The following is a 26,985-nucleotide window of genomic DNA, read 5'->3' on the forward strand; positions in this document are numbered from 1 at the left end:
GGTGGGCCATGAAGCTCACGAAGTACGGTCACTCCTGCCTCCTCGTCGAGGTCGGCCCGGACCGCATCCTGGTGGATCCGGGTACCTTCTCCCAGGGGTGGGAGAGCCTCACCGGGTTGACCGCGGTGCTCGTCACCCACCAGCACCCCGACCACGTCGACCCGGCCCGTCTGCCGGGGCTGCTCGCGCTGAACTCCGACGTGCAGCTGTTCGCCGATCCGGGCTCCGTCGGCACGCTCGCCGAGGCCGGCGTCACCGCGACCCCGGTCGAGCCCGGCGACACCCTGGACCTGGCCACGCCGGTGCAGGTGTTCGGCGAGACCCATGCGGTGATCCACCGGGACCTGCCGAGCATCGCCAACCGCGGCTACCTGATCGACGGCCGGCTGTACCTGCCGGGCGACTCGCTGCAGGTGCCCAACCAGGCGGTGGAGATCCTCGCGGTCCCCGTCGCCGCACCGTGGATGGCGGCCAAGGAAGCCGTCGAGTTCGTCCGCGCCGTCGACCCGACCGTCGCCGTCCCGATCCACGAGAAGCTCCTGGTCGACACCGGGATGGTCTACGGGCTGCTGCAGAACCTCAAGCCGACCGACACCCAGTGGCTCGACCTGGACGACGGGCGCACCGTCGAGGTCTGACCGCTGCGGCGCGGCCGCGCCCGGCTCATCCGATCCAGTCGTCGAACCGCAGTCCGGAGATCTGCTCGTAGGCGGCCACGTACCGCTCCCGGGTCACGCGCGTCACCTCGTCGGGCAGCGGCGGCGGCGGGGTGTCGGTCGCCCGGTCCCACCCGGAGTCGGCCGAGGTCAGCCAGTCCCGCACGTACTGCTTGTCGAACGACGGCTGGACGCGCCCCTCCCGGTACCGGTCGGCCGGCCAGAAGCGCGACGAGTCCGGGGTCAGCACCTCGTCCCCGAGGACCAGGGCACCGTCGCGGTGGCCGAACTCGAACTTGGTGTCGGCCAGGATGATGCCGCGGCCGGCGGCGTGGTCGGCGGCGGTGGCGTAGATGCGCAGCGTGGTGTCGCGCAGCTCCGTGGCGAGGTCGGGGCCGACCTGCGCCGCGACCACCTCGAAGCTGACGTTCTCGTCGTGGTCGCCGAGGTCGGCCTTGGTGGCGGGAGTGAAGATCGGCGACGGCAGCTTCGACGACTCGACGAGCCCGGCGGGCAGGTCCACCCCGCACACCGCCCCGGTGCGCCGGTAGTCGGAGAGACCGGAACCGGTGAGGTATCCGCGGGCGACGCACTCGACGGGCACCATGTCCAGCCGCCGGACCAGCATGGCGCGGCCGCGGACGTCGGCCGGGATCCGGGGATCGTCGACCGCGACGACGTGGTGCGCGACGGCCGGCGCCAGCAGCTCGAACCAGAACATGCTCATCGCGGTGAGGATGCGGCCCTTGTCCGGGATGGGCGTCGGCAACACGTGGTCGTAGGCGCTGATCCGGTCGCTGGCCACCATCAGCAGCAGCTCGTCGTCCACGGCGTAGAGGTCGCGGACCTTCCCGGAGGCGATACGGACGAGGTCGTCGACGCTGTTCACAGCGTCCGACCCTAGGCCACGGTCAGCGGCCCAGCGTCATCCGCAGGGCCACGACGTCACCCTCCCCGACCTTCTCGGCCGTGCGGACCTTGACCTTGAGCGGCACCAGGTAGGTGTCGTCCCGCGGGAACAGCGAGGTCGTCCAGGTGGTGCGGCCGAGGGTGACGGTCACCGGGATCACGCCCCAGCCGTAGGTGAACTGCGCGCTCACCGCCTGGATGTCGGCCCCCGGCCCGTCGGGGACAGCGACGAAGAAGAACGGTGACGGCCCGCGCCAGTGGATGATCTCGCCGCTGAACTCCAGCTCCATCCTCAGCAGCGTAGGTCGTCCCGTACGCGACAATCGGCGGCGGCTGGGTTGTCCAGCCGACGTCCACGGACCGGAGCGACCATGACGGCAGTGCAGACCCACACCCTCGACGTGCCTGGCGCGACGCTGACCTACGACGTCCACGGCGAGGCCGGCGGGACACCGTTGCTGCTGGTCGGCTCCCCGATGGACGCACGCGGCTTCGCCTACCTGGCCGGGCGCTTCGCCGACCGGACGGTGGTCACCTACGACCCACGCGGCACCGGCCGCAGTCCCCGCACCGACCCGGGCACCGAGGCCACCCCCGAGGACCACGCGGCGGACCTGGCGGCGGTGATCGACGCGGTCGCTGCCGGACCGGCCGACGTCTTCGCCACCAGCGGTGGTGCGATCAACGCGCTGGCCCTGGTCGCCGCCCGTCCCGAGTCGGTGCGCACCCTGGTCGCGCACGAGCCGCCGCTGGCCGAGGTGCTGCCGGACCGCGAGGCGGCGCTGGCCGCGATCGCCGACATCGGCCGTACGTACCGGACGTCCGGTGTCGGCCCCGCGATGGCGAAGTTCATCGTGCTGACCCAGTGGGCGGGGCCCATCCCCGACGACGCCGCCGCCGCGCCCGGTCCCGACCCGGCGGCGTTCGGGCTGCCTTCCACCGACGACGGCAGCCGCGACGACGCCCTGCTCGGCCAGAACCTGCGCACCAGCACCGGCTACCGGCCCGACGTCGACGCCCTGCGCGCCGCCCCCACCCGGATCGTCGTGGCCGCCGGCGTCGAGAGCGGCGAGCAGCTGGCGGCCCGCGCCGCCCGGGCGCTCGCCGACCGGCTGGGCATCACCGCCACGGCGTTCCCCAGCCATCACGGCGGGTTCATGGGCCCGGAGTTCGGCTTCCCCAGCGATCCCGACGGCTTCGCAGCCGCGCTCCGGGCGGCGCTGGACTGATCCGGCGGGGCCGGACTCCCGGACCTCCCGGCCTGTCCCGGATCGTGGCCGAGCCCGTCGGCGGGGTCACCTGCCGCCACGATCGGGGAGTCGGTCACCCGCCGGTCAGGCCGCGGCGCCGCAGCAGCGGCCCGATCTCCGGTTCCCGGCCGAGCACCTCGCGCACGGTGCCCATCGCGTCCCGGGCCCCGCCGGCGGACAGCAGCGCCGAGCGGAACCGGTCGCCGTTGGCCCGCTGCAACCCACCGTGGGCCTTGAACCACTCGACGGTGTCGGCGTCGAGCACCTCGGCCCAGATGTAGAAGTAGTAGCCGGCCGCGTAGCCGGAGTTGAAGATGTGCTGGAAGTACGTCGTGCGGTACCGCGGCGGGACGAGATCCATCGCCACCCCCGCCTTCGCCAGCGCCGCCCGCTCGAAGGCCGCGGCGTCGTCGATGACGGTGTCGGGGGTGATCCGGTGCCAGGCCTGGTCGAGCAGGGTCGCGGCCAGGTACTCGACGGTGGCGAAGCCCTGTCCCCACAGTTCGGCGGCGTCGAGCCGGGCGACCGTGTCGGCCGGCAGCGGCTCGCCGGTCCGGTGGTGCCGGGCGTAACCGGTGAGGATCTCCGGCCACCACTGCCACATCTCGTTGACCTGCGACGGGAACTCGACGAAGTCGCCGGGCACGTTGGTGCCGGAGAAGCGCGGGTAGCGCACCGCCGAGAACAACCCGTGCAGCGCGTGCCCGAACTCGTGGAACATCGTCCGCACCTCGTCCGGCGTGAGCAGCGCGAGCTCGCCGGGCGCGGGCCTGTCCAGGTTGAGGTTGTTGGTGACCACCGGCCGCTGACTGAACAGCCCGTTCTGGTCGACGAAGGTGTTCATCCAGGCCCCGCCGCGCTTCTCGGCCCGGGCGTACGGGTCGAGGACGAAGAGCCCCAGTGGGCCGCCGTCGGTGTCGGTGACCTCGAAGATGCGCACGTCGGGGTGGTAGCCGACGAGGTCCGGGCGGGCGGTGAACGACAGTCCGTAGAGCAGGTTCGCGGCGCGGAACACGCCGTCCTGCAGGACCCGGTCGAAGCTCAGGTGGTCCCGGAGGGCGGCCGTGTCCACGGCGTACCGCGACGCCTGCACCTTCTCGCTGTAGAACTTCCAGTCCCACGGCTGCAGGGTGTCGATGCCGTCGGCGGCGGCCGCCTCGGCCAGCAGCGCGGCCTCCCGCTCCGCGTTGGCCACTGCGGCCGGTACCAGCTGGGCGAGCAACGCGTCGACGGCGGCGGGCGACCCGGCGGTGTTGTCGGCGGCGACGTAGGCGGCGTGGTCGGGGTAGCCGAGCAGCCGGGCCCGCTGCGCGCGGAGCCGGGCGATGCGGATGGCCAACGGACCGTTGTCGTACGGGGCGCACGACGCCCGCCCCACCGACGCCCGGTGCACCCGCTCCCGCAGGGCCCGGTCGGTCAGCCGCGCCAGCACCGGTTGGCCGGTCGGCAGCCCGAGGGCGAGCATCCAGCGCCCGGGGTGGCCGGCCTCGGCGGCGCGCTCGGCGGCGGCCGCCACGTCCTCCGGGGTCAGTCCGTCGAGTTCGGCGGCGGAGTCCACCAGCACGGCGGCGTCGCTGGTGGCGGCGAGCAGGTTCTGCCCGAACGTCGTTCCCAGCACGGAGATCTCGCGGTTGAGCTCACGGAGCTGGTCGGCCTGCGTGGGGTCCAACCGGGCGCCGGCCCTGACGAAGTCGAGGTGGTACCGCTCGACGAGCCGCCGGGACTCGGCGTCGAGGTGCTCGCGGTCGCTGTGCACGGCGTCGAGACGGGCGAACAGGGCCGGGTCGAGTGACAGTGCGTCGGCGTGCGCGGTCAGCCGGGGCGCGATGTCGGCCTCGATGGCCCGGTACTCCGCCGTGGCGTGCGCGGCGGCCAGGTTGGAGAACAGGGACGCGGTGCGGTGCAGCAGCCGACCCGACCGCTCCAGCGCTTCCACCGTGTTGGCGAAGGTGGGGGCCGCGGCCTGCCCGGTGATCGCGGCGACCTCCGCGAGCTGCTCGGCCATGCCCGCGTCGAAGGCCGCCCGGACGTGGTCCGGCGTGATGGCGGCGAACGGCGGCAGCTCGAACGGCAGCGTCGACGGGGTGCTCAGCGGGTTGGTGGACGGGTCGTGGATGACGGTGTTCATGGGTTCCTCCCGATCGCCGGGGAGGCTACCGGAACCGGGGTGGGCGGCGACCGGGCCGCCCACCCCGCGGTGGGTTCAGGCCGCCAGCGCCTTGCCGGCCTCGCGGGCCGAGGAGAGCGCGCCCTCGTGCAGCTGGCTCGCGAGGTCCCGGAAGTCGTCCAGGGCCGGGTTGACCCCGACCAGGGTGAACTCGCGTTCCACGACGGTCAGGTCGGCGCCCCAGACGTCGGCGATGATGCGGCGCAGGAAGCCCGTCGAGTGGTCCCAGCCCTCGCGCGGGGTGCCGGCGCCGTAGGCGCCACCCCGGACGGTGGCCAGCACCACCTTCCGGCCGGCCAGCAGCGGGGCGGCTCCGGGGGCGGCCCGCCGGTCGGTGATCACCAGGTCCATCCACGTCTTCACGTGCTGGGACACGCCGAAGTTGTACAGCGGCACGGCCAGCAGGATGCCGTCGGCGGCGAGCAGCTCGTCGACCAGCGCCGCCGCCAGTGCGACCGCCGACCGCTGCTCGGGCGAGCGCTGCTCCTCGGGCACGTAGGCGGCACCGACGGCGGTGCCCCAGGCGTCGGCGGGCAACGGGTCGACGCCGAGGTGCCGGCGTTCGATGGTGTCGCCGGGATGGGCGGCCAGCCACTCGGCCTCCACGATGTCGGCGATCTCGCGGCTCGCCGAGCCGTCGGTGCGGATGCTGGCGTCCAGACGGAACAGGGTCATGGGGGGTCCTCCGGGTCGCGACGGTCACCCGTCACTTCAATGGTGAAGTCACCGTAGCAGACGCTGACTTCATCGTTGAACTGCTCGGCGTCTGGATCCGGGCGACCTAGACTGCAGGCCATGGCGACGACGACGCCCCCGGGGTCGGAGCAGGCGGCGGACCCGCCGTGGTTGGACGACGCGGAACAGCGCGCCTGGCTGGGGGCGGCGGCGCTGATGCTGAAGCTGCCCGGCGTCCTGGACGGCCAGTTGCAGCGGGACTCCGGGCTCGGCCTGTTCGAGTACCTGACCCTCAGCACCCTGTCAATGTCGCCGGATCGCCGGATGCGGATGAGCGAGCTGGCCGAGCTGACCAACGGCTCGCTGTCCCGGCTGTCGAACGTGGTGAAGCGCCTGGAGCAGCGGCAGTGGGTCGTCCGGCGACCGGATCCCACGGACGGCCGGTACACCGTCGCGGCACTCACCGACACCGGCTGGGACACCGTCGTGGCCGCGGCGCCCGGACACGTCCGCACGGTCCGGCACTTCGTCCTCGACCCGCTGTCCGCGGGCCAGGTGCGCCAGCTGGAGCAGATCGGTCAGCGCATCCGGGAGCGGACGGCGATCGCCCTGCCGGCACCGGATCCCTGCGGACCACCCGACCCCTGCGTCCCGTCCGACCCCACCTGCTGAGCTCCGAACGAGAGGTGGGCGGGGCGGAGGCCTCTCGACCCCCACCCCGCCCGGGCAAGCCGATCACCTGCCGGGGTACGCCGCACTGATCTCCCGCCGCGGAAATCAGGGGCCCCGCCTCGGCGTGGTGGAGCCTCCGGCTGGAGGCCCACTCGGCTTCGTGCTTGCAGAGGTAAGGCTAGCCTAAGTTAGGCGCCCCTGACAAGTCCTCCGGCACATCGGTCGAATGCGCAGGTCAGCGCAGTCGGTAGCGACGTTCGGGACGTCCGGTGCCGTACTTCAGCGAGACCTCCGCGGCGCCGCTCTGCTCGAGGTACTCCAGGTACCGTCGCGCGCTGACCCGGCTCAACCCGACCCGCTCGGCGCACTCGGTGGCCGAGATCGCCTCCTCCCGGCTGAGCAGGCCGCGCACCGCGTCCGCGGACTCCCGGCTCAGCCCCTTGGGCAGTTCGGCCGCCGCCGCCTTGGCGCCGGTGACGCCGAACAACTGGTCGACCTGGTGCTGCTCGACCCGGTCGGCGGTGCCGAGCATCGACCGCGTCCGGCGGAAGTGCGCCAACCGCTCGCCCAGCGAGCTGTAGTCGAACGGCTTGATCAGGTACGACACGGCACCGCCGAGCATCGCCTCGCGCACCGTCTCCAGTTCCCGCGCCGCGGTCACGATGAGGACGTCCACCCCCGGGAACTCGGCCCGTACCCGGCGCAGCAGGTCGATCCCGGTCATGTCCGGCAGGTAGATGTCCAGCAGCATCAGATCGACCGGCTGCGCCGCGAGCACCGCCAGGGCGGCGTTCCCGGTGTGCACGGTGTCGACGACCCCGAAGCCCTCCACGCCCTCCAGGTAGCGGGTGTGGATGCGGGCCACCATGAAGTCGTCGTCGACGACGAGGACCCGGAAGGGACCCACGGGCGGCGGCGCCGTCATCGGTGGCTCCCCTCGACGCTCGCAGCCGCGGGCACGGCCGGCCCGGCGGTGTCGGCCGGCGACACCGGCAGCACCGCGACGAACACGGCGCCCGCGCCGGAGCGGACGGCGACACTTCCGCCGCGACTCTCGCAGATCCGCCGGACGAGCGACAACCCGACGCCACGGCCACCGACCACCGCCTCGGACTTGGTGGTGAAGCCACGCTCGAACAACCGGTCGGCGGCCTGCGGCGAGACGCCGGGTCCGGTGTCGGAGACCACCACCCGGACGGCGGGCTCCGCGATCCCGAGGTCGGCCCGGACCTCCACCGTGACGACGGCGTCAGCCACGTTGGCCACCGCGTCCAGCGCGTTGTCGACGAGGTTGCCGACCACCGTGGTGACGTCGGTGGACAGCTCCAGCGCGAGCCGCGGACACCGCGTCGACGGCGAGACCTGCAGCTCCACCGCCGATTCCGACGCCAGGCTGGCCTTGGCCACCAGCAGCGCCGCCAACGCCGGATCCTCGATGTGGGCGGTCAGGGCGAGATCCACCTCCGACCGCCGCCGGGTGAGACCCGTGACGTACTCCCGCAACTCGTCGTGCAGCCCGAGCTGCGCGAGCCCGGAGATGACGTGCAGCTGGTTGTCGAACTCGTGGGTCTGCGCCCGCAGGGTGTCGGTGGCGTTGCGGGTCGCGCCCAACTGCCGTTGCACCGCAAGCAGTTCCGAGCGATCGCGCAGGGTGGTCACGGCTCCGAGGGCGTCCCCGTTCCGTCCGGTGCGGGCCTGCCGGCGGTTGACGACCAGGACGAGATCCCGGTGGAACACCGGCAGGTCGGTGCCCGTCCGCCGACCCAGCACGACGTCCAACAGCTCGGTCTCCAGCCCCAGGGTGGTGACGTCGCGGCCCACGCAGTCGGCCGGTAGGTCCAGCAGCTCCCGGGCGCCGTCGTTGGCCACCGTGACCACCCCGTCCGGCCCGACACCCAGCACGCCCTCACGGATGCTGTGCAGCAACGCCTCGCGGTGGTCGGCGAGGTTGGCGATCTCGGTGGGCTCGAGGCCGTGCGTCTGGTGCTTGACCCGGCGGGCCAGCAGCCACGACCCGGTGACGCCGGCCAGCGACGCCAGTGCGAGCAGCAGCAGCAGCTCCGGCACCCCGGACGCCACGATGTCCCAGGTGCTCGGGTACTGCTCGGCGACCAACGCCAGCGCGACGACGTCGCCGTCCTCGTCCTGCACCGGCACCGTCGCCGCGATCAGCCGCTGCCCGCCGACGGTGAGGTCGCCGTCCCAGGAACGTCCCTCCCACGCCGATCCGTCCGGCAGCGTCAGGTCGTCGCCGACCAGGGTCGGATCGGTCGCGGCGATGACGGTGTGGTCGGGGTCGGCGGCGAGCACCAGGGTCGCCCCGGACTGGCTGCGGGCGCCCTCCAGCAGCGGCGCGAGCACCCGCGCCGGGACGTTCACGTCGGCGCGACCCCGCAGCAGGGGGGTGCCGGCGAGGTTCTCGGCGGCACCGAGGATGCGGTCACCGCTGCTCGCGGAGAACTGGGTGGTGGCCTGGCGCACCGAGACCAGGCCGGCGACGAGGAGCACGAGACCGACGACGACGAGCTGCAGGACGAGGAACTGGCCGGCCAGCGAGCGCGGCCCGAACCGTCCCATCGCCCCGGCCTCCTCGCCTCGCGTCAGCCGTGGCGCGCCCGCTCCGGCCGTGACCACAACGACCACAACGACCGTTGCGAACGCAATCGTGACCTGGCTCACCCGAGTCTGTCACAGTCTCCGCGGGCCGTGATCGGGCCCGGCACCGACGCCATCCGATCACACCATCGAGAGCAACGAGGCGAAGCGATGAGGCTGCAGCGATGAGACAGCAGGATCCACCGATGATCTCCCGGCGCCGGCTGTTGCGGCGGACGGCCGCCGCGGTGCTGGTCACCGGCCTGGCCCTGACCGGCTGCGGGGTGACCCGCGAGGACGACACCGGCGTGCACCGGCTGCGGATGATGGTGCCCAACAGTCCCGGCGGCGGCTACGACGTGACCGCCCGGACGGCGGTCAAGGTCACCGAGACCACCGGCATCACCGACCGCGTGCAGGTCTTCAACGTCATCGGCGCGGGCGGCACCGTCGCCATGGCCCGGCTGATGAACGAGGAGGGCAACGGCGACCTGGCCATGATGATGGGCCTCGGTGTCGTCGGCGCCACCTTCACCAACAAGACCGACTCCCGGGTCTCGATGGCCACCCCGATCGCGAAGCTCATCGAGGAATCCGAGGGCGTCATGGTGCCCGCCGACTCGCCCTACCGGACCATCGACGAGCTGGTCACCGCCTGGAAGGCCGACCCCGGCGCGCTGTCGGTCGGCGGCGGCTCCTCCCCCGGCGGCCCCGACCACCTGATGCCGATGCAACTGGCGATGACCGTCGGGGTCGCCCCGACCTCGGTCAACTTCGTCTCCTACGACGGCGGCGGCGAGCTGCTGCCCGCCCTGCTCGGCAGCAAGATCGCCTTCGCCACCTCCGGTCTGGGTGAGTACACCGAGCAGATCAAGTCCGGCCAGGTCCGGGTGCTCGCGGTGTCGGGGGCCGAGCGCGTCCCCGACATCGAGGCGCCCACGCTCACCGAGTCCGGCATCGATCTCGTCTTCACCAACTGGCGCGGCGTCCTCGCCCCGCCCGGCATCTCGACCGAGCAGCGGGACGCGCTCATCGAGGTGTTCACCGAGATGCACGGGTCGGCCGAGTGGAAGGCCGAGCTGGAGAAGAACAACTGGACCGACGCGTTCGTCACCGGCGACGAGTTCGGCCAGTTCCTCACCGAGCAGGACGAGCGCGTCAAGTCGACGCTGACCGAGTTGGGACTGGCATGAGCACCGTCGAATCCGCCGGGAGCACCCCGGCGCCCGCGGGAGCCTCCCGCGGCCACCTCTCCGAGCTGTGGGTCAGCGTCGTCCTCGTCGTCATCGGCGCGGCCGTCCTCATCGACGCGGTGAACCTGACCGGCGCGTTCTCCAAGGTCGACCCCATCGGCCCCAAGGTCTTCCCCTACATCGTGGCCGGCGGGCTGTTCCTGACCGCCGCGCTGCTCGCGGTCAACGTCCTGCGCGGCGGCCACGGCGAGGCCGAGGAGGGTGAGGACATCGACCTGTCCGCCCCGTCGGACTGGAAGACCGTCAGCGCCCTCGTCGCCGTCTTCGTCGCCAACATCGCGCTGGTGAACATCCTCGGCTGGGTCATCTCCGGCGGCCTGCTGTTCTTCGGCACCGCCTGGGTGCTCGGCAACCGGCACGTCGTGCGCAACCTGATCATCTCCGCGGTGCTGTCGCTCGTCACCTTCTACGGCTTCTGGTCCGGCCTGGGCATCCACCTGCCCGCCGGCATCCTGGACGGGATCCTCTGATGGACAACTTCGGTGCGTTGATGGACGGTTTCGCGTCCGCGTTCACCCCGGTCAACCTGCTGTTCGCCGTCATCGGCGTGCTGCTCGGCACCGCCGTCGGCGTGCTCCCGGGCATCGGGCCGGCCATGACGGTGGCCCTGCTGCTGCCGGTCACCTACGACCTGCCCCCGGCGGGGGCGTTCATCATGTTCGCCGGCATCTACTACGGCGGCATGTACGGCGGCTCCACCACCTCGATCCTGCTCAACACCCCCGGTGAGAGTTCGTCGGTGGTCACCGCCATCGAGGGCAACAAGATGGCCAAGGGCGGACGAGCCGCCCAGGCCCTGGCCACCGCGGCCATCGGCTCCTTCATCGCCGGCGCCATCGGGACCGCACTGCTGGCACTGTTCGCGCCCATCGTGTCGACGTTCGCCGTGCAGCTCGGGGCGCCGTCCTACTTCGCGCTGATGGCGCTGGCCTTCATCGCCGTCACCGCCGTGCTCGGCACCTCCCGGCTGCGCGGCTTCGCGTCGCTGTTCCTGGGCCTGGCGTTCGGGCTGATCGGCATCGACTCGCTCACCGGGCAGTCGCGGCTCACGATGGGCATCCCGCTGCTGAGCGACGGCATCGACATCGTCGTCATCGCGGTCGCCATCTTCGCCCTCGGTGAGGCCCTCTGGGTCGCCGCCCACCTGCGCCGCCGGCCCGTCGAGGTCATCCCGGTCGGGCGGCCGTGGATGGGCCGGCAGGACTGGAAGCGGTCGTGGAAGCCGTGGCTGCGCGGCACCGCCTACGGCTTCCCGTTCGGCGCCCTGCCCGCGGGTGGTGCGGAGATCCCGACCTTCCTGTCGTACGCGACGGAGAAGAAGCTGTCCAAGCACCCGGAGGAGTTCGGCAAGGGCGCCATCGAGGGCGTCGCCGGTCCGGAGGCCGCCAACAACGCCTCCGCCGCGGGCACTCTCGTCCCGATGCTGTCGCTCGGGCTGCCGACCAACGCCACCGCCGCCGTCATGCTCGCCGCCTTCACCCAGTACGGCATCCAGCCCGGCCCGAACCTGTTCACCAACCAGGCGGCGCTGATCTGGACGCTGATCGCCAGCCTGTTCATCGGCAACCTGCTGCTGCTGCTGATCAACCTGCCGCTGGCGCCGCTGTGGGCCCGGCTGTTGCGGATTCCGCGGCCCTACCTCTACGCGGGCATCCTGTTCTTCGCCACGCTGGGCGCGTTCGCCGTCAACCTGCAGTGGTTCGACCTGGCGATCCTGCTGGTGCTGGGTCTGCTCGGGCTGATGATGCGCCGCTTCGGTCTGCCGGTGCTGCCGCTGATCATCGGCGTCATCCTCGGGCCGCGCGCCGAGCGTCAGCTCCGCCAGACCCTGCAGCTGTCCGAGGGCAGCGTCAGCGGTCTGTGGAGCGAGCCGATCGCCGTCGTCATCTACGTCGTGATCGCGATCCTGCTGGCCCTGCCGCTCATCGCCAAGCTCCGCCGGCGCCGCAACGGCTCCGGCGGTACCACCCCCACCGACCGCGTACTGGAGAGTGCCTCGTGACCGTCCTGCTGGCCTACGTCCCCACCCCGCAGGGCGCAGCCGCCCTCGAGACGGCGATCGCGGAGGCGAAGCTCCGTGACGAGCGGCTCGTCGTGCTCAACGGCAGCAGGGGCGACGCCTACGACGATCCCCGTTTCGCCCAGCCCGGCCAGGTCACCGAGGTCCAGGGCCGGCTGACGGACGCCGGGGTGTCGTTCGACTGGCGCCAGGAGGTCGGCGAGGACGTGGTCTCGGCGGTGCTCGACGCCGTCGACGAGCTCACGCCGTCGGTGTTGGTGATCGGGCTGCGCAAGCGCTCGCCCACCGGGAAGCTGTTCCTCGGCAGCCGGGCCCAGCAGCTGCTGCTGCACGCCCCCTGCCCGGTGCTGGCCGTCAAGGCGAGCTGAGCAGAAAGCTCCCCGAATCGGGGAGGGAAGTTCCCGCTCAGCGGGCACTTCCCTCCCCGATATCTGCGTCCCCGGGTCGGCGGCGGCGCCGCAGCTGACGGAACGGCTCCAGCCACCAGGCGACCAGCCGCGCCTCGTCGCTGCCGCCGGCAGATCCGGAGCACCGGGTGTCGGACGTCAGCCCCACGCTCCCGATCGGGGTCGCACGATGCCGGCGCGCAACCGTCCGGCCAGTACGGCCCCCGCAGCGGCGGCGGGGCCTCGACGGCGGGGTCCGCGGGTGCGCTCGTCGGCCCCCGTGCGGGCCGTCGTGGATCGGCGCAGTCGCCGTCCGCCGGGCCTTCGTCGACTGCCCCGATCTGGCGCAAGCCGCAGACGTCAGTCGCGGAACCGCGCGTAGAAGTGCTCCGACGGCGCGGCCATCGGCAGCGCGGGGGCGTCCGGCCGGGCCCGCAGGCCGTCCAGGAACACCGCCAGGTAGCGCCGCCACAGATCGGGCAGTTCGGGGTCGTGCACCGAGCTGACCATGGTGCCCATCACGCCGAGGTCGGTGATCTCGACGTCCGGCCGCAGATGCCCCTCGTCGCGCGCCCGGGCGACCAGCCGGCGCAGTGACTGCACGAGCCGGCCCTTCGCGTCCAGCGAGCACTCCGACCACTTGCCCGAGACCTCCATCAGTTCCCGCAGGCCGCGGTCCTCGATCTGCAGCGCGATGCTCGTGGTCAGGAACTCGACGAGACCCGTCCAGCTGTCCGGATTCTCGCCCGCACGCTCGGCAAGGTCGGCGACCTTCTCGAGCCGCTCGTCCAGCAACGCCTCGATGAGCTCGTCGCGGTGCGGGAACCGCCGGTAGACGGTGCCCGCCCCCACTCCGGCGCGGCGGGCGATCTCGTCGAAGCCGGCGTCCAGCCCCTTCTCGGCGAAGACCTGCGCGGCGACGGTGAGGATCAGCTTCCGGTTGCGTTCGGCATCGGCCCGCAATCGCCTCGGGCTCGCATCGTCGCGTGCGTCAACGGTCATGACCTGCAGTTTACGGGAGCGGAAACATCTTTCCGCTTGTTGAGGCGTGCGTCACGATCCGGAAATGTCTCTCCGCTTTCGGCTACCGTCAGTCGAAGCGGAAGCACCTTTCCGATTCCTGTCGTTGGAGGCACGATGTCAACCGAAACCGCTCAGCTCGACCGTGACGGGGCGGCGGCGACCGTCGGCTCACCCCGTGACGCGGAGATCGCGGCCACCGCCCACCGCCGCCGCTGGTGGGTTCTCGGCGTCGCCGGTCTGGCCCAGCTGATCGTGGTGCTCGACGCCACCATCGTCAACATCGCGCTACCGACGGCCCAGGCGTCCCTCGGTTTCTCGAACGACAACCGGCAGTGGCTGATCACCGGCTACGCGCTGGCCTTCGGCGCCCTGCTGCTCATCGGCGGACGGCTGTCAGACCTGTTCGGCCGCCGGCTGATGTTCACCATCGGGCTGCTCGGCTTCGGTGCCGCGTCGGCGCTCGGCGGTGCCGCCGCCAGCTTCGAGGTGCTGCTCGCCGCCCGCGCCCTGCAGGGTGTCTTCGGCGCGCTGATCGCCCCGGCCGCGCTGTCGCTGCTCACCGTCACCTTCACCGACGCCAAGGAGCGCGCCCGCGCGTTCGCCGTGTTCGGTGCCGTCGCCGGCAGCGGCGGCGCGATCGGCCTCATCCTCGGTGGCGCGCTGACCGAGTACGCCTCGTGGCGCTGGTGCATGTTCGTCAACGTGCCGCTCGCCGCGCTCGCCGTCGTCGGTGCCGCGGTGCTGCTCCCCCGCCAGGTCAAGGCCGCGGTCACGCAGTCGTTCGACGTCCTCGGCAGCATCGTCATCGTGCTCGGCCTGGTGTCGCTGGTCTACGGCCTCGCGCAGGCCGAGACCGAGGGGTTCGCCAGCCCGATCACCCTCGGCTTCACCGCCGCCGGTGTGGTGCTGATCGGCATCTTCGGCCTGGTCGAGACCCGGGTGGCACACCCGCTGCTGCCCGTCCGCATCCTGGCCGACCGCACCCGTGGCGGCGCCTACGCCGCCGTCGCCGTGATCGGTGCGGGGATGTTCGCCGTCTTCCTGTTCCTGACGTACTACATGTCCGCCACGCTGGCCTTCACCCCACTGCAGACCGGCTTCGCGTTCCTGCCGATGATCGGCGGCATCATGATCTCGGTCCAGCTGACCCCGGCCGTCGTCAGCCGGATCGGCGCCAAGGTGCCGGTGACCATCGGCATGCTGGTCGCCGCCGCGGGCATGCTCTACCTGACCCGGCTGGACCTCACCAGCAGCTACGTCACCGACATCCTCCCCGGCCTGATCGTGATGGGCCTGGGCATCGGCGCCGTCATGGGCACCGCCTTCGGCGCCGCGACCCTCGGGGTCAACGCCGCCGACGCCGGGGTCGCGAGCGCGGTGGTCAACACCGTCCAGCAGATCGGCGGCTCCGTGGGCACCGCGGTGCTCAGCGCGGTCTCCGCCGCGGCGGCCACCAGCTACCTGTCCGCGAACGGCACGACCCCCGCGACCGCGGCCCAGGCCGCGATGGACAGCTACACCACCGCGTTCTGGTGGGCGGCGGGCATCTTCACCCTCGGCGCGGTGGTCTGTGGTCTGCTGCTGCGCCACGGCGCGGTGGCCGTCGACCCGGACGCGCCGAAGGTCGTCGCACACTGATCCCAGCACGTCCCGGATCGGGGTGGTTCGCGGCCGCTCAGCGGTCGTGAACCGCCCCGATTTGCGTTCCGAAGGCCGGGAGTGAGCAGGATCCGCCCGAAGTCGGGGAGCATCGTGCCCGCTCAGCGGGAACTCTCCTCCCCGAGTCGGGGTGGATTCCGCTCAGCGGTCAGAGGATGGCGCCCGGCCGGTAGGCCGCGGCCTCCGGGTGCTTCACGGCCACCGCCTCGACCTGGGCGACCAGCGCCGCCACCTGACGGGCGGCGTCACCGGTGAACGACAGCCGGTCGGCGAGCAGCGCGTCCAGCGCGGCGCGGTCCATCGGCAGCCGGTCGTCGGCGGCGAGCCGGTCCAGCAGGTCGTTCCCGGCCTGGCCGCTCTCCCGCATCGCCAGCGCCACCCCGACGGCGTGCTCCTTGATCGCCTCGTGCGCGGTCTCCCGGCCGACACCGGCGCGCACCGCGGCCATCAGCACCTTCGTGGTGGCCAGGAACGGCAGGTACCGGTCGAGCTCGCGACCGATCACGGCCGGGTAGGCGCCGAAGCCGTCGAGCACCGTCAGGAACGTCTCGAACAGCCCGTCGATGGCGTAGCAGGCGTCGGGCAACGCCACGCGGCGGACGACGGAGCAGAACACGTCGCCCTCGTTCCACTGGGCGCCGGCCAGCTCACCGGCCATCGAGGCGTAGCCGCGGAGGATGACCGCCAGCCCGCAGACCCGCTCGCACGAGCGGGCGTTCATCTTGTGCGGCATCGCCGACGAGCCGACCTGGCCGGGCAGGAAGCCCTCGGTGGCGAGCTCGGCGCCGGCCATCAGCCGCACGGTGGTGGCGAACGAGGCGGGACCGGCGGCCAGCTGCACCAGCGCGGAGATGACCTCGTAGTCCAGCGAGCGGGGGTAGACCTGACCCACGCTGGTCAGCACCCGGGACGTCCCGGAGACCTCCTGCACGACCTCGCGTTCGAGCTGGTCGAGGCCGTCGGCCGAGCCGAGCAGGTCGAGCATGTCCTGCGAGGTGCCGACCGGACCCTTGACACCGCGCATCGGGTACCGCTCGAGCAGCGCCTCGATCCGCAGGTAGGCCTGCAGCACCTCGTCGGCGGCGGACGCGAACCGCTTGCCCAGCGTGGTCGCCTGGGCCGGGACGTTGTGCGAACGGCCCGCCATCACCAGGTCGTCGTACTCGGCGGCGCGCTCGGCCAGCCGGGCCAGCACGGCCACCGCCCGGTCGCGGACCAGCGCCAGCGCCTGCAGGATCTGCGCCTGCTCGACGTTCTCGGTGAGGTCGCGGCTGGTCATGCCCTTGTGCACCTGCTCGTGGCCGGCGAGCGCGTTGAACTCCTCGATGCGCGCCTTCACGTCGTGCTTGGTGACCTGCTCGCGGGCCGCGATGGACGCGAGGTCAACGGTGTCGATCACCGCTTCGTAGTCGCGCAGCACCTGCTCGTCCACGGTCATCCCCTGGCGCCCCTGCGCGCGCAGCACGGCCAGCCACAGCCGGCGCTCCGCGACGATCTTGTTCTCCGGCGACCAGATGGCCACCATCGCAGGCGAGGCGTAGCGGGCGGCCAGGACGTTCTGCACGGTGCTCTTCACGGCCACCATTCTCCCCGCCCGCGCGGCTGCCCCGGCACCGATCCGCGCCACACCCTCAGGGCGCGACGGCGGCCAGCGCTTCCGCCGCGGCGGCCAGGGTGTCGACGGGGACGGCACCGGCCGGGTCCGCGGTGAGCACGACGGACCCGTCACGCCCGCTGATCCAGACGGCACCGACCCCGCCGAGCTCGGCTGTCCGCACCCCCGGCCGACCGGGGACGTCGGTGCACGTCGCGCCGGCCGTCCCGGCGCAGGGGTCGTAGCTGCCGGCCCGTCGCTCGACCACGACCGAGCCGCCGGCCACCGCATAGCGCTGAACCCCGAGGTCGGCGTCGGCGAGCGCGCAGGAGTCGAGCCGGGTCGCCCCGCCGAGGACGCTCTCCACGGCCTGCAGCTGCGTCTCGTCCAGCGGCGCCGGCCGGCACGACGTGGTGTCGGCGCTCTCCTGGCCCCCGCCGGCGGACGCGTCGTCCGGCAGCTGTCCCGGTGCGGCGGTGGGCACACCGAACGACCCGGGCACGGAGGACCCGGCGCTCGGCGCCGCCGCTCCGCCCGAGGACGCGCCCCCCGCCGAGGACGCGGACGACGATCCGGCCGACGGCGCGGCGTTGGCCGCCGCCGAACTGGACGACGTGGACGCCATCGACGTCGACGCCGCCGAGGTGGCGTCGCCGCCCCGGCCCAGGGTGCTGACGAACAGCACCAGCACGGCGATGGCCGCGGCCGCCGCGGCGATCCCGCCGAACACCTGCCGGCGCAGCGACCGGCCGTTGTCGAGGTGGTAGCGGATCGTGGACTCGGTGAACCCCGCGGGCGGGGCGTCCTCGGTCAGCCGGGCCATGGCGGCACCGAGGGGGCCGACGGGTGACGGGCCGTCGAAGGGGTCACGGTCGTGCGTCATCGCCGCGCCCTCCCCTCGGTGTCGTCGGTGTCGTCGGTGGACGGTGGGCCGCCGGTGCCCGCCACGTCGTCATCACGCTCGTGCCGCGGCCCGGTGACCCCGAGTGCCTCCACGGCGATCCGCAGTGCGGCCAGCCCGCGCGCCGTCTGGCTCTTCACGGTGCCCGTGGTGATGCCCATCGCGGCGGCCGTCGACGCGACGTCCATCCCTTCGTAGTAGCGCAGCACCAGCACCGTGCGTTGCTTGGGCGGGACCTCGGCCAGGGCCGCGCGGAACACCTCGCGATCGGACACCAGCGCCGCGAGGTCGGGCCCGCCGTCGTCGGCGTTCTCCGGCAGGAACTCGACGACCTTCTCCCGCCGCCACGGCCGCCGGGACTCGTCCACCACCGAGCGCACCAGGCAGGAACGGACGTAGGCGTCCATCGACGAACGGTCGCGGACCCGGTCCCACGCCCCGTACAGCTTGAGGAACGCCGTCTGGGCCAGGTCGTCGGCCTTGTGCCAGTCGCCGCTCAGCAGGAAGGCCAGCCGCCGGACGGGATCGCGCCGGACGGCGAAGTACGCCGAGAACTCCTCGTCCCGCGCCGCCGTCACCCGCCCCGCCCCTCATGACAACCAGACGCGGACCGGCCGCGGCGCGGTTGCACGGCGGGGCGGACGCGGTGCGGGGCGGCACACATGCGACGACCCCCGCCCCCGTTCATCCTCAGGGAGGCTACGGGAGCGGGGGTCGGGAAAAGCTGCGGGAAGGTCTCAGGCCGACAACGGAACGGTGATGACCGGGGTGGTGGTCGGCGTCGGTGACCCGCCGGCCGGCTCCACGGTCACCCCGAGCGCGGTGTCCCCGAGGTGGACGGCGGCCACCGTCTCGGGCATCGATCCGTCGGCGGCGGGGTTCAGGGTCGTCACCGAGCGGGTCTGGTCGCCGGAGATGACCCAGAGCTGGTACGTCTGGTCCGCGTCCAGGGCCGGCACGTCCGCGAACGACAACAGCGCGCCGCCGCAGCTGGCCGACACCACGACGGTGGTGTCGCCGGTGGAACCGGGCGCCGTCGGCAGCTGCTCACGGTCGGCCGCGGTGCTGACGCACCGCTTCAGTGCGTCGGCGTCGTTGTCGGTGGTGCTGGTCCGGTTGACCAGGAAGAAGGACAACCCGATCAGCGCGATCGCCACCGCTGCGGCGGCGCTGAGCAGCCAGCGGGTCGGCGGCCGGCGCCGGGACGCCAGGTCGACCACCTCACCGCCCGACCGGTCACCCGCGTCCGCCGGGGCGGCGTCGCGCCACGGACCGTCGCCCCCGCCGGATCCGGCGACGGCGGAGCCGGTGCCGTCGGCGCCGGCGACGTCGTCGGTCAGCGGCGGCAGCTGCCGGGTGACGGCCACGGCGGCGAGCACCGACGACCGCATCGACGCCGGTGCCGGCTCGGACGACGCCGCGCCGAGGCGGGCGGCGGTCTCCGCGAAGCCGGACAGCTCGACCTGGCAGGTCGGGCAGTCCTCGAGGTGGCGGCGGAACTGCGCGGCCTCCAGCTCGTCGAGTGCGTTCAACGCGGCACCGCCGGCGAACAGGGACGGATCGTGCGCCATCATGACGCGACCCCCAGACAGTCACGGAGACGGATGAGTCCGTCCCGAAGGCGAGTTTTGACGGTTCCGAGCGGAACCTTGAGTGCGGCTGCCACTTCGGCCTGCGTGTAGCCGGAGTAGTAGGCGAGGTTGATCGATTCCCGTTGCAGGGCGGTCAGGCCGCCGAGACACCGCTGCACCTGCCGTTTCTCCAGCGAGAGCTCGACGGCGTCGACGACGACGTCCACGTCGCGTTGGACGGACTGGGTGGCGTACTTCAGGTCCCGGTCGGTCGAGGACTGCTCCGAGCGGACCCGGTCGACGGCGCGGGCGTGGGCCATGGTCATCACCCAGGACAGCGCCGAGCCGCGAGCCCGGTCGAAGCGGCTGGCCCGGCGCCAGATCTCCAGCATGACCTCCTGGCCGACCTCCTCGGCCTGCGCGGGGTCACGCAGCACGCGCCGGACGAGTCCGTAGACCCGGGACGACATGAGGTCGTACAGCTGCGCGAACGCCTGCTGGTCGCCCAGGGCCACGGCGGCGAGGAGGTCCTCGGCCGTGGCTGCGGCCGGCTCGTCGGCCAGGGTCGGCGCCGGGCGTGGGGCGGCCGGACGGGACTGCGGTTCACTCGTGGTCACGTGCACATCCTTCCCTGTCCGGAGTCGTCGTGGTCGGGCTACCGCACGATCGGTGGGTGGCGGGGCTGCGACGGCAGGCCGTTCGCCCGGTCCCGCGGCGACGCGGGCACCCGCCCGGACGCCCCGCGGGTCCGGACCTGTCGCACCGGGGCCGCCGGGGCCGGGATGGGATCCCGGTCGGATCGACCGCGGTGCGGACACCGTGCCGACCCGTCCTGCGGGTCGGTCGGTTTTCGGAAAGGTGTTCGGCGCGACGGCCCGGGCGGATTGCCGCCGCCGGCCACCGCGATGGCGTCTTCGGACGGTTCCGCATCCGGCACCCCGGGTGTCGCAGTACAGAGGAGGGGAAGAGGTCGGCGAGACAGGCAGGGCTCGACCTCGCCGGCCCTCGGACGGGCCGGGGCCCACCAGGGTCGATGCGTTCCACGGGATCGCGAGGCAGACGACTACACGATCCGAAAATGGGCACTGGACTGTCCGGGTAAGCGGTGCGCCGACCGTGTCGTTCCGACGCGCCGGGGAGGTCACCTTCACCCGTGAGGCGCGGTTGCCGTCACGAACAACACGAATTCGCAACGCCACCCATCCGACCAACGAGCTGTCCCGAATGGACTCACGTGACCATCGATACGAGAACTCCGGAGGTCCCGAGCACCGGGACCCGCTCGGGAGGCAACGGCATCAACCGTCGGCTCGCCGTGCTGGCCGGCCTCGTCGCGGTCGGTCTCACCGTCGCGGTGGCCGAGCTGCTGGCGGCGATCGGCTCGTGGGCCGGCGTCACCTCCACGGCCACGTCGTCCTCGCCGCTGTTCGGGCTGGGATCGACGTTCATCCAGTTCACCCCGGAATGGCTCAAGCACCTGGCCATCCAGATGTTCGGGGTGTACGACAAGGTCGCCCTGAAGACCGGCATGGGTCTCACCCTCGCGGCCCTCGCGGCGATCCTCGGCCTGCTGGCGCTGCGCACCCTGCGGGTCGCCCAGATCGTCTACGCCGTCCTGGGTCTCGTGGTGGCGGTGGCGGTGTACAGCCGCTCCGAGGCGTCCCTGGTGGACGTCGTCCCGACCGTGGTCGGGGTCGGTGCCGGGCTCTGGCTGCTGACCCGGATGTTCACCGGGGCACCTGCCGGTGCTCCGGAGGCTCCGGCGGAGTCGCAAGGCAGCCGTCGTCGCTTCCTCGCCCTGGCAGGCGGCGGGGCCGGTGCGGCCGTGGTCGCCGGTGGCCTGTCACGCATCGTCCCGACCTCGGCCGGAGCGGAGAGCTCGCAGCTGCAGGCGGCGAACTCCACCGCCTCCATCGCGGTCGAGAAGATGCCGGCGCTACCCGCCGGTGCCAGCCTGGACGTCCCCGACATCAGTTCCTTCGTGACGCCCAACGCCGACTTCTACCGCATCGACACGGCTTTCACGGTGCCGCGGCTCAACGCCGACACCTGGCAGCTGCGCATCCACGGCATGGTCGACAAGGAGATCAGCCTCTCCTACGACGAGCTGCTGGCCCGCCCGCAGCTGGAGAAGATGATCACCCTGACGTGCGTGTCCAACGAGGTCGGTGGCGACCTGGTCGGCAACGCGGTCTGGCAGGGAACCCTCATCCGTGACCTGTTGGCCGAGGCCGGCCCGAGCGCCGACGCCGACATGGTGATGTCCCGTTCCGACGACGGTTTCTCGGCCGGCACCCCGCTCTCGGTCCTGACCGACGAGAACCGCGACTCGATCTTCGCCATCACCATGAACGGGTCCGTGCTGCCCTTCGAGCACGGGTTCCCGGTCCGGATGGTCGTTCCCGGTCTGTACGGGTACGTCTCCGCCACGAAGTGGGTCACCGAGCTCGAGGTCACCCGCTTCGACCGGCAGACCTCCTACTGGACCGACCGCGGCTGGTCCCCGGAAGGACCCATCAAGACCGCCAGCCGGATCGACGTTCCCAGGTCGTTCCAGAAGTTCCCGGCCGGCCAGGTCGTGATGGGCGGTGTGGCCTGGGCCCAGCACCGCGGCATCCGGTCCGTCGAGGTCCAGATCGACGGCGGCGCCTGGGAGATGGCGACGCTGTCCACCGAGGTCACCACCGATACCTGGCGTCAGTGGACCTACGTGTGGGACGCCACACCGGGTTCGCACAACGTCGCGTGCCGGGCGACCGATTCCACCGGAGCAGTCCAGGACTCGGCCATCCGCACCCCCATACCGGACGGTTCCACCGGCTACGACTCCACGGCCTTCACGGTCGAGTAGCCGACAGCGCCGTCCCGCTCCACCCACCCGCAGTTCCCTTCTCCACCCACGGTTCCCACCCCGGGGTGCGCGACAGCGTGCCCCGACACCCAGAAAGGCTCCATCCATGTTCTCCAAGCGCGCTTCCCTGATCGCCGTCACCGCGGCCGGTCTCGCTCTGCTCGGTGCCTGCGGCAGCAACGCCGACAACGCCGCGTCCAGCGTCTCCTCCGCCGCCTCCAGCGTGTCCTCCAGCGCGATGAGCTCCACCACGAGCCCGTCGTCGAGCTCCTCGTCCTCGATGAGCTCGAGCTCCGCCCCGTCGTCGTCGATGGAGTCCTCGATGGAGTCGTCGGCGCCGATGGAGTCCTCCTCGATGGAGTCCACCGGAGCGATGGGTGCCTCCACCCTGGTCGGTGCGGGCTGTGCCGCCTACGCCGAGGCCGTCCCGACCGGCGCCGGCTCCGTCGAGGGCATGGCCGCCGACCCGGTCGCCACCGCCGCGTCGAACAACCCGCTGCTGACCACGCTCGTCAAGGCCGTCTCCGGCCAGGTCAACCCCCAGGTCAACCTGGTCAGCACCCTCAACGGCGACGAGTTCACCGTGTTCGCCCCGGTCGACGAGGCCTTCGCCAAGGTCGACGCCGCCACCATGACGACGCTGACCACCGACGCCGATCTGCTCACCAAGATCCTGACCTACCACGTCGTGCCCGGCCAGATCGCCCCCGACGCCATCGTCGGCACCCACACGACCGTCGAGGGCCAGGACCTGACCGTCGAGGGCTCGGGCGACGACCTGACCGTCAACGGCAACGCCGCGGTCATCTGCGGTGGCGTCAAGACCGCCAACGCGACCGTCTACCTGATCGACACCGTTCTGACCCCGCCGGCTTCCTGATCCGGTGATCCCGGTGTGATCGGGCTCCCCGACCGCACCGGCACCGCACGACCCGACGGTCCGGCCCAGCCCCCGACTGGTCCGGGCCGCCGGCTGTGACGAAGGACCGGACCGCTTCGGCGGTCCGGTCCTTCGTCGTTGTCCCGGACCCACGTGACGGCGCGACCGCCGGTTGCCGCCGGCCCGACTGTGGACCCGGCTGACCGGCCTCACGGTCCGCCGCTGACCGGCTGGGCACTTCCCGCCCCGAACCGGGTAGGAATGTGCCCGCTGGGCGGGCACATTCCTACCCGAATCGGGGCCTGTTGTGCCCAGCCTCAGGCCGGCGCGCCGGCCACGCAGGCCGTGCCGATCCTGCGGAACCCGGCCCGGGCGTAGATGCGGCCGATAGCGGGACTCCCGGCCGACAGGAAACAGGTACCGACGCCGCGACGGTAGGCGTCGGCGGTCAGCCGGGCGGTCACCGCCGCTCCGATCCCCCGCCGACGGTAGGCCGGAAGCGTGGCCACACCGGTGATCTCACTGACATCGTCGCGGGGTGAGTGACTGCCGCCGCCGACCGCGCCGCGGTCGGTGAAAGCACCGGCGAGGGCGACGTCACCGCGCGCGATGCGCTCACGGGTACGCCGGTGCACGTCGGGGAGCGTGGCCTCCGCGGCGCTGCGCTCGCGGTCCCCCACCGCACCCACCGAGGTTCCGGGCGTGGTGAAACCGAGCCCGATCGCCGTCTGCACCGAAGGCAGGTCCGGGTCGTCGGCGGTGAGCATCCGGACCCGGACGTCCGGCGGTGCGGGCGCGGAGCCGGTGTCCACCCGGTGCACCATCAACGGCAGCCGGTACACGGCCATCCCGGTGGCCCGCACCGTGTCGACCAGGCCGGGTCGCAGCTCGTCGACCCATTCGAACGCCTCCGGCAGACCCAGCTCGCGTTGCCGGGTGCGCACCGCCACCACGTCCGCCGGCCGGATCGCGGTGTCCGTGTCGATGGCACCCGCCGCCGGGCGGGCGTAGAACGGGAAGTCCGCGGTGGACACGAACAGGGTGAACGGGCCGATCGTCTCGACGGTCGCCGAAGCTCGGGGCACCGTGTCGTAGTACGACTCGATGGGATACAGCTCGGCGACGGTCGTCGGCATGTCGCCGATCCTGTCCGGCGACCCCGTCGCGGTCAAGGCGGGCCGCGTCAGGGCGGTCCCTGAGCCGGAATTCAGGGTGTCCACCGGAGGTGCGGGCGGCGGCGGGCGGGCAGGGTGGTGGACAACGCGGACCGACCCGGAGTACCGGCCACCCGGCCGGTCAGGTACCGCGAACGCTCGAAGGAGCCACCGCCGTGCACACACTGGGCAAGATCGTCGTCGTCATCCTCGCCGTCTGGCTCGCGGTCAGCGTGCTGGGATTTTTGATCAAGGGCCTGTTCTGGCTCGGTGTTCTCGGTGGGCTCGCCTTCCTGGTCACCGCCGCGCTCGGAAGCCGCGGCAAGCTCCGCCACCGGGTCTGAGCGATCGGCCGCCTCAGCGGAGGAACCGCTCCAGCGCGTCCAGACCGCGTTCGATGGTCGTGGTGTCCCCCGCGAAGCTGAACCGGATGGCCGGGACCCCGCCGGGGTCGAAGTCGATGCCCGGCGCGATGGCCAGGCCCTGCTCGGCCAGCAACCGGCGGCACCACACCTCGGCGTCGTCGGTGAGGTGGGCGACGTCGGCGTAGACGTAGAAGGCACCGTCGGCGGGCGCCGGCCGGTCGAAGCCGAGGCCGGCGAGCCGGTCCAGCATGAGCCGCCGGTTCACGGCGTACCGGCCGACGTGGGCATCCAGCTCGGCGTAGGCGTCGAAGGCGGCGACCGCGGCGTACTGCGCCGGGGCCGGCGGGCAGATGCTGAAGTTGCCGCCCAGCCCCAGGACGGCATCCCGGAGGTCGTCGGGCACCAGGCACCAGCCGACCCGCCAGCCGGTCATCGAGAAGTACTTGGAGAACGAGTTCATCACCAGCCCCGACCGCGACGTGGACCAGGCGCAGGCGCCCGGCTCGCCGTAGCTGATGCCGTGGTAGATCTCGTCGGACACCAGCCGGATGCCGGCCGTCTCGCAGTACGTCGCCAGCTCGGCGAGCTCGGTGGCGCTGAGCATGGTGCCGGTGGGGTTGGCCGGGCTGGCGACCACGAGACCGTCGAGCGCGAGGTCCCGGATCTGAGCCACCGTGGGCTGGAAGCGCGTCGCCGGACCGGTGCGGATCGGCACCACCTCGCACCCCAGTGCCTGCAGGATGTTGCGGTAGGCCGGGTAGCAGGGCACCGCCATGCCGACCCGCGCGCCGGGGTCGAACGCGGCCAGGAACGCCAGCGTGAACGCTCCCGACGAACCGGTGGTCACCACCACCGCGTCGGGATCGACCGCCAGGCCGTACCAGTCGGCGTAGTGCCCGGCGATCGCCGATCGCAACGCCGGGATCCCGGGGGTCTCGGTGTAGCCGAGCACCTCGGTGTCCAGCACCGCCCGCATCGCCCGCCGTACCGGCTCGGGTGCCGGGGTCGACGGCTGACCGGCCGACAGGTTGAACACCGGCAGCCCCGCCTCGGCGCGCCGGGCCGCCGCCGCCCACACGTGCATCACGTGGAACGGCGGGGTGCTCCCCCGCGCGGACGACTTCACGGGGCGGGGACCGTGACCCGTCCCTGCGCCGCGGCGAGGGCGATGTCGGTGCGATGGTGCGAACCTCGTAGTCCGATGCCCGACACGCGTTCGTAGGCCTGCGTTCTCGCTTCGTCGAGGTCGCCCCCGAGGCCGAGCACCGACAGCACCCGGCCACCGGCGGAGACCACCGCGCCGGTGTCGTCGGTGGCGGTGCCGGCGTGCAGCACCCCGTCGGCGTCCGCTCCGGTGATGACGTCACCCGTCACGGGGGCGCCCGGGTAGTTCTCGGCGGCGACGACCACGGTGACCGCCGACCCGTCCCGCCAGACCAGGTCGGTGTGGTCCGACAGGTCGCCGGCGGCCGATGCAGCCAGCAGCCCGGCCAGCGGGGTCTCGAGCAGCTCCAGGACCACCTGGGTCTCGGGATCGCCGAAGCGGCAGTTGAACTCGATGACCTGCGGGCCGGTGGGGGTGAGCACCAGCCCGGCGTACAGCAACCCGCTGAACGGGCTGCCGCGGCGGGCCATCTCGGCGATCACCGGATCCAGCACGGTCGCCCGGACGGTGGCGACGAGGTCGGCCGGCGCCCACGGCAGCGGCGCGTAGGCACCCATTCCGCCCGTGTTGGGCCCGGTGTCGCCGTCGCCGACGCGCTTGAAGTCCTGGGCGGGCAGCAGCGGCACCGCGCGGGTGCCGTCGCAGATCGCGAACAGCGACACCTCCGGCCCGGACAGGAAGCTCTCGATCAGCACCGGGTGCCCGCCGGCCAGGACGTCCAGGGCGTGGTCGCGGGCGGTGGTCAGGTCCTCGGTGACGACGACGCCCTTGCCGGCGGCCAGCCCGTCGTCCTTGACCACGTAGGGCGCCCCGGTGGCGGCCAGCGCGGCGTCGACCTCGGCGGCCGCGGTGACCGGGAACGCCGCTGCGGTCGGCACTCCCGCTTGTGCCATGACGTCCTTGGCGAACGCCTTCGAACCCTCGATCCGGGCGGCGGCCGCGGACGGACCGAAGGCGGCGATCCCGGCGGCACGGACCGCGTCGGCGACCCCGGCGACCAGCGGCACCTCGGGACCGATCACCACCAGGTCGACTCCGATACCCCGGGCCAGCGCGGTGACGGCGGCGGGGTCGGCCACGGCGACGGGATGCGTGGTGGCCAGCGCCGCGGTACCGGCGTTGCCCGGGGCGACGTGCAGGGCGGTGACGGCGGGGTCGCGGTGCAGGGCACGCAGCAGGGCGTGCTCGCGGGCACCGGAGCCGATGACCAGGATCTTCACGAGGAGTCAGGCTATCGGT

At 72.4% G+C, this 26,985-nt stretch carries 26 protein-coding genes; 11 read left to right on the plus strand and 15 right to left on the minus strand.

Annotated elements, in window-relative coordinates; translation table 11 throughout:
- Positions 1–8 precede the first annotated feature (8 nt).
- Entirely contained in the window at positions 9–638 is a 630-nt protein-coding gene (locus DB033_RS11675) for an MBL fold metallo-hydrolase (protein WP_111766822.1), read from the plus strand.
- Between the two features lie 25 nt (positions 639–663).
- On the opposite strand, the gene DB033_RS11680 is transcribed toward DB033_RS11675, so the two are convergent.
- Together DB033_RS11680 and DB033_RS11685 are read right to left on the minus strand one after the other, a co-directional pair.
- Positions 664–1,545, minus strand: a complete 882-nt coding sequence (locus DB033_RS11680) for a phosphoribosylaminoimidazolesuccinocarboxamide synthase (protein ID WP_111766823.1) — start codon at positions 1,543–1,545, stop codon at positions 664–666.
- Positions 1,546–1,567: 22 nt separating this feature from the next.
- The gene (locus tag DB033_RS11685; protein ID WP_111766824.1) at positions 1,568–1,855 is read right to left on the minus strand and encodes a DUF1905 domain-containing protein; all 288 of its coding nucleotides are present in this window, start codon (positions 1,853–1,855) and stop codon (positions 1,568–1,570) included.
- Between the two features lie 81 nt (positions 1,856–1,936).
- Between DB033_RS11685 and DB033_RS11690 the strand changes: the two genes are divergently transcribed.
- Complete coding sequence (locus tag DB033_RS11690) at positions 1,937–2,794, plus strand: alpha/beta fold hydrolase (protein ID WP_111766825.1); 858 nt, start codon at positions 1,937–1,939, stop codon at positions 2,792–2,794.
- Between the two features lie 94 nt (positions 2,795–2,888).
- Here DB033_RS11690 and DB033_RS11695 read toward each other — a convergent pair whose 3' ends face one another.
- A complete protein-coding gene (locus DB033_RS11695; RefSeq protein ID WP_111766826.1) occupies positions 2,889–4,943 on the minus strand; it encodes a M3 family metallopeptidase in 2,055 nt (684 codons plus the stop codon).
- Positions 4,944–5,018: 75 nt separating this feature from the next.
- Positions 5,019–5,657 carry an FMN-dependent NADH-azoreductase gene (locus DB033_RS11700; RefSeq protein ID WP_111766827.1) on the minus strand — a complete coding sequence of 213 codons (639 nt, stop codon included), beginning with the start codon at positions 5,655–5,657 and terminating at the stop codon, positions 5,019–5,021.
- Between the two features lie 120 nt (positions 5,658–5,777).
- Between DB033_RS11700 and DB033_RS11705 the strand changes: the two genes are divergently transcribed.
- Entirely contained in the window at positions 5,778–6,329 is a 552-nt protein-coding gene (locus tag DB033_RS11705) for a MarR family winged helix-turn-helix transcriptional regulator (protein WP_111766828.1), read from the plus strand.
- Between the two features lie 235 nt (positions 6,330–6,564).
- Here the strand turns inward: DB033_RS11705 and DB033_RS11710 are convergent, their stop codons facing one another.
- Together DB033_RS11710 and DB033_RS11715 are read right to left on the minus strand one after the other, a co-directional pair.
- Positions 6,565–7,254 carry a response regulator gene (locus DB033_RS11710; protein WP_111766829.1) on the minus strand — a complete coding sequence of 230 codons (690 nt, stop codon included), beginning with the start codon at positions 7,252–7,254 and terminating at the stop codon, positions 6,565–6,567.
- Positions 7,251–8,906: a sensor histidine kinase gene (locus tag DB033_RS11715; protein ID WP_111766830.1), complete on the minus strand. Its 1,656-nt coding sequence runs from the start codon at positions 8,904–8,906 to the stop codon at positions 7,251–7,253. Before DB033_RS11715 ends, DB033_RS11710 begins: the two co-directional genes overlap by 4 nt.
- Before the next feature lie 224 nt (positions 8,907–9,130).
- Here DB033_RS11715 and DB033_RS11720 point away from each other — a divergent pair, with 224 nt between their 5' ends.
- From DB033_RS11720 to DB033_RS11735, 4 genes are read left to right on the plus strand one after another with little or no spacing between them, the layout of a single operon-like run.
- Positions 9,131–10,117, plus strand: a complete 987-nt coding sequence (locus tag DB033_RS11720) for a Bug family tripartite tricarboxylate transporter substrate binding protein (protein WP_111766831.1) — start codon at positions 9,131–9,133, stop codon at positions 10,115–10,117.
- The gene (locus DB033_RS11725) at positions 10,114–10,647 is read left to right on the plus strand and encodes a tripartite tricarboxylate transporter TctB family protein (RefSeq protein WP_111766832.1); all 534 of its coding nucleotides are present in this window, start codon (positions 10,114–10,116) and stop codon (positions 10,645–10,647) included. Before DB033_RS11720 ends, DB033_RS11725 begins: the two co-directional genes overlap by 4 nt.
- Positions 10,647–12,179 carry a tripartite tricarboxylate transporter permease gene (locus tag DB033_RS11730; RefSeq protein ID WP_111766833.1) on the plus strand — a complete coding sequence of 511 codons (1,533 nt, stop codon included), beginning with the start codon at positions 10,647–10,649 and terminating at the stop codon, positions 12,177–12,179. The genes DB033_RS11725 and DB033_RS11730 overlap by 1 nt, the downstream gene beginning before the upstream one ends.
- Positions 12,176–12,565 (plus strand): universal stress protein, encoded by a 390-nt coding sequence (locus tag DB033_RS11735; protein WP_111766834.1) that lies wholly within the window; start codon positions 12,176–12,178, stop codon positions 12,563–12,565. Before DB033_RS11730 ends, DB033_RS11735 begins: the two co-directional genes overlap by 4 nt.
- 378 nt (positions 12,566–12,943) lie before the next feature.
- Here DB033_RS11735 and DB033_RS11740 read toward each other — a convergent pair whose 3' ends face one another.
- On the minus strand, positions 12,944–13,585 hold the full coding sequence (locus DB033_RS11740; protein ID WP_111766835.1) for a TetR/AcrR family transcriptional regulator: 642 nt from the start codon (positions 13,583–13,585) through the stop codon (positions 12,944–12,946).
- A 135-nt stretch (positions 13,586–13,720) separates the two neighbouring features.
- Here DB033_RS11740 and DB033_RS11745 point away from each other — a divergent pair, with 135 nt between their 5' ends.
- Complete coding sequence (locus DB033_RS11745) at positions 13,721–15,244, plus strand: MFS transporter (RefSeq protein WP_111766836.1); 1,524 nt, start codon at positions 13,721–13,723, stop codon at positions 15,242–15,244.
- 169 nt (positions 15,245–15,413) lie between these two features.
- On the opposite strand, the gene purB is transcribed toward DB033_RS11745, so the two are convergent.
- From purB to sigK, 5 genes are all read right to left on the minus strand, one after another.
- The gene (purB, locus tag DB033_RS11750) at positions 15,414–16,850 is read right to left on the minus strand and encodes an adenylosuccinate lyase (protein ID WP_111766837.1); all 1,437 of its coding nucleotides are present in this window, start codon (positions 16,848–16,850) and stop codon (positions 15,414–15,416) included.
- Positions 16,851–16,896: 46 nt separating this feature from the next.
- Complete coding sequence (locus DB033_RS11755; protein ID WP_111766838.1) at positions 16,897–17,742, minus strand: hypothetical protein; 846 nt, start codon at positions 17,740–17,742, stop codon at positions 16,897–16,899.
- Positions 17,739–18,338: a SigE family RNA polymerase sigma factor gene (locus tag DB033_RS11760; protein WP_111766839.1), complete on the minus strand. Its 600-nt coding sequence runs from the start codon at positions 18,336–18,338 to the stop codon at positions 17,739–17,741. The genes DB033_RS11755 and DB033_RS11760 overlap by 4 nt, the downstream gene beginning before the upstream one ends.
- A 159-nt stretch (positions 18,339–18,497) precedes the next feature.
- Positions 18,498–19,334, minus strand: a complete 837-nt coding sequence (locus tag DB033_RS11765) for an anti-sigma factor (RefSeq protein ID WP_111766840.1) — start codon at positions 19,332–19,334, stop codon at positions 18,498–18,500.
- The gene (gene sigK, locus DB033_RS11770; RefSeq protein ID WP_240615847.1) at positions 19,331–19,948 is read right to left on the minus strand and encodes an ECF RNA polymerase sigma factor SigK; all 618 of its coding nucleotides are present in this window, start codon (positions 19,946–19,948) and stop codon (positions 19,331–19,333) included. The genes DB033_RS11765 and sigK overlap by 4 nt, the downstream gene beginning before the upstream one ends.
- A 617-nt stretch (positions 19,949–20,565) precedes the next feature.
- On the opposite strand from sigK, the gene DB033_RS11775 reads away from it, so the two are divergent.
- Positions 20,566–22,182 (plus strand): molybdopterin-dependent oxidoreductase, encoded by a 1,617-nt coding sequence (locus DB033_RS11775; protein WP_111766841.1) that lies wholly within the window; start codon positions 20,566–20,568, stop codon positions 22,180–22,182.
- Positions 22,183–22,288: 106 nt separating this feature from the next.
- Entirely contained in the window at positions 22,289–23,062 is a 774-nt protein-coding gene (locus DB033_RS11780) for a fasciclin domain-containing protein (protein ID WP_111766842.1), read from the plus strand.
- 317 nt (positions 23,063–23,379) lie between these two features.
- On the opposite strand, the gene DB033_RS11785 is transcribed toward DB033_RS11780, so the two are convergent.
- Positions 23,380–24,198, minus strand: a complete 819-nt coding sequence (locus DB033_RS11785; RefSeq protein WP_111766843.1) for a GNAT family N-acetyltransferase — start codon at positions 24,196–24,198, stop codon at positions 23,380–23,382.
- Between the two features lie 194 nt (positions 24,199–24,392).
- Here DB033_RS11785 and DB033_RS20695 point away from each other — a divergent pair, with 194 nt between their 5' ends.
- A complete protein-coding gene (locus DB033_RS20695; RefSeq protein WP_157970643.1) occupies positions 24,393–24,560 on the plus strand; it encodes a hypothetical protein in 168 nt (55 codons plus the stop codon).
- Positions 24,561–24,573: 13 nt separating this feature from the next.
- Here the strand turns inward: DB033_RS20695 and DB033_RS11790 are convergent, their stop codons facing one another.
- The gene (locus tag DB033_RS11790) at positions 24,574–25,665 is read right to left on the minus strand and encodes an aminotransferase class I/II-fold pyridoxal phosphate-dependent enzyme (RefSeq protein ID WP_111767439.1); all 1,092 of its coding nucleotides are present in this window, start codon (positions 25,663–25,665) and stop codon (positions 24,574–24,576) included.
- 38 nt (positions 25,666–25,703) lie between these two features.
- On the minus strand, positions 25,704–26,966 hold the full coding sequence (gene purD, locus DB033_RS11795) for a phosphoribosylamine--glycine ligase (protein ID WP_111766844.1): 1,263 nt from the start codon (positions 26,964–26,966) through the stop codon (positions 25,704–25,706).
- Positions 26,967–26,985: the final 19 nt, after the last annotated feature.

The organism is Nakamurella deserti, from assembly GCF_003260015.1.
GTDB lineage: Bacteria > Actinomycetota > Actinomycetes > Mycobacteriales > Nakamurellaceae > Nakamurella > Nakamurella deserti.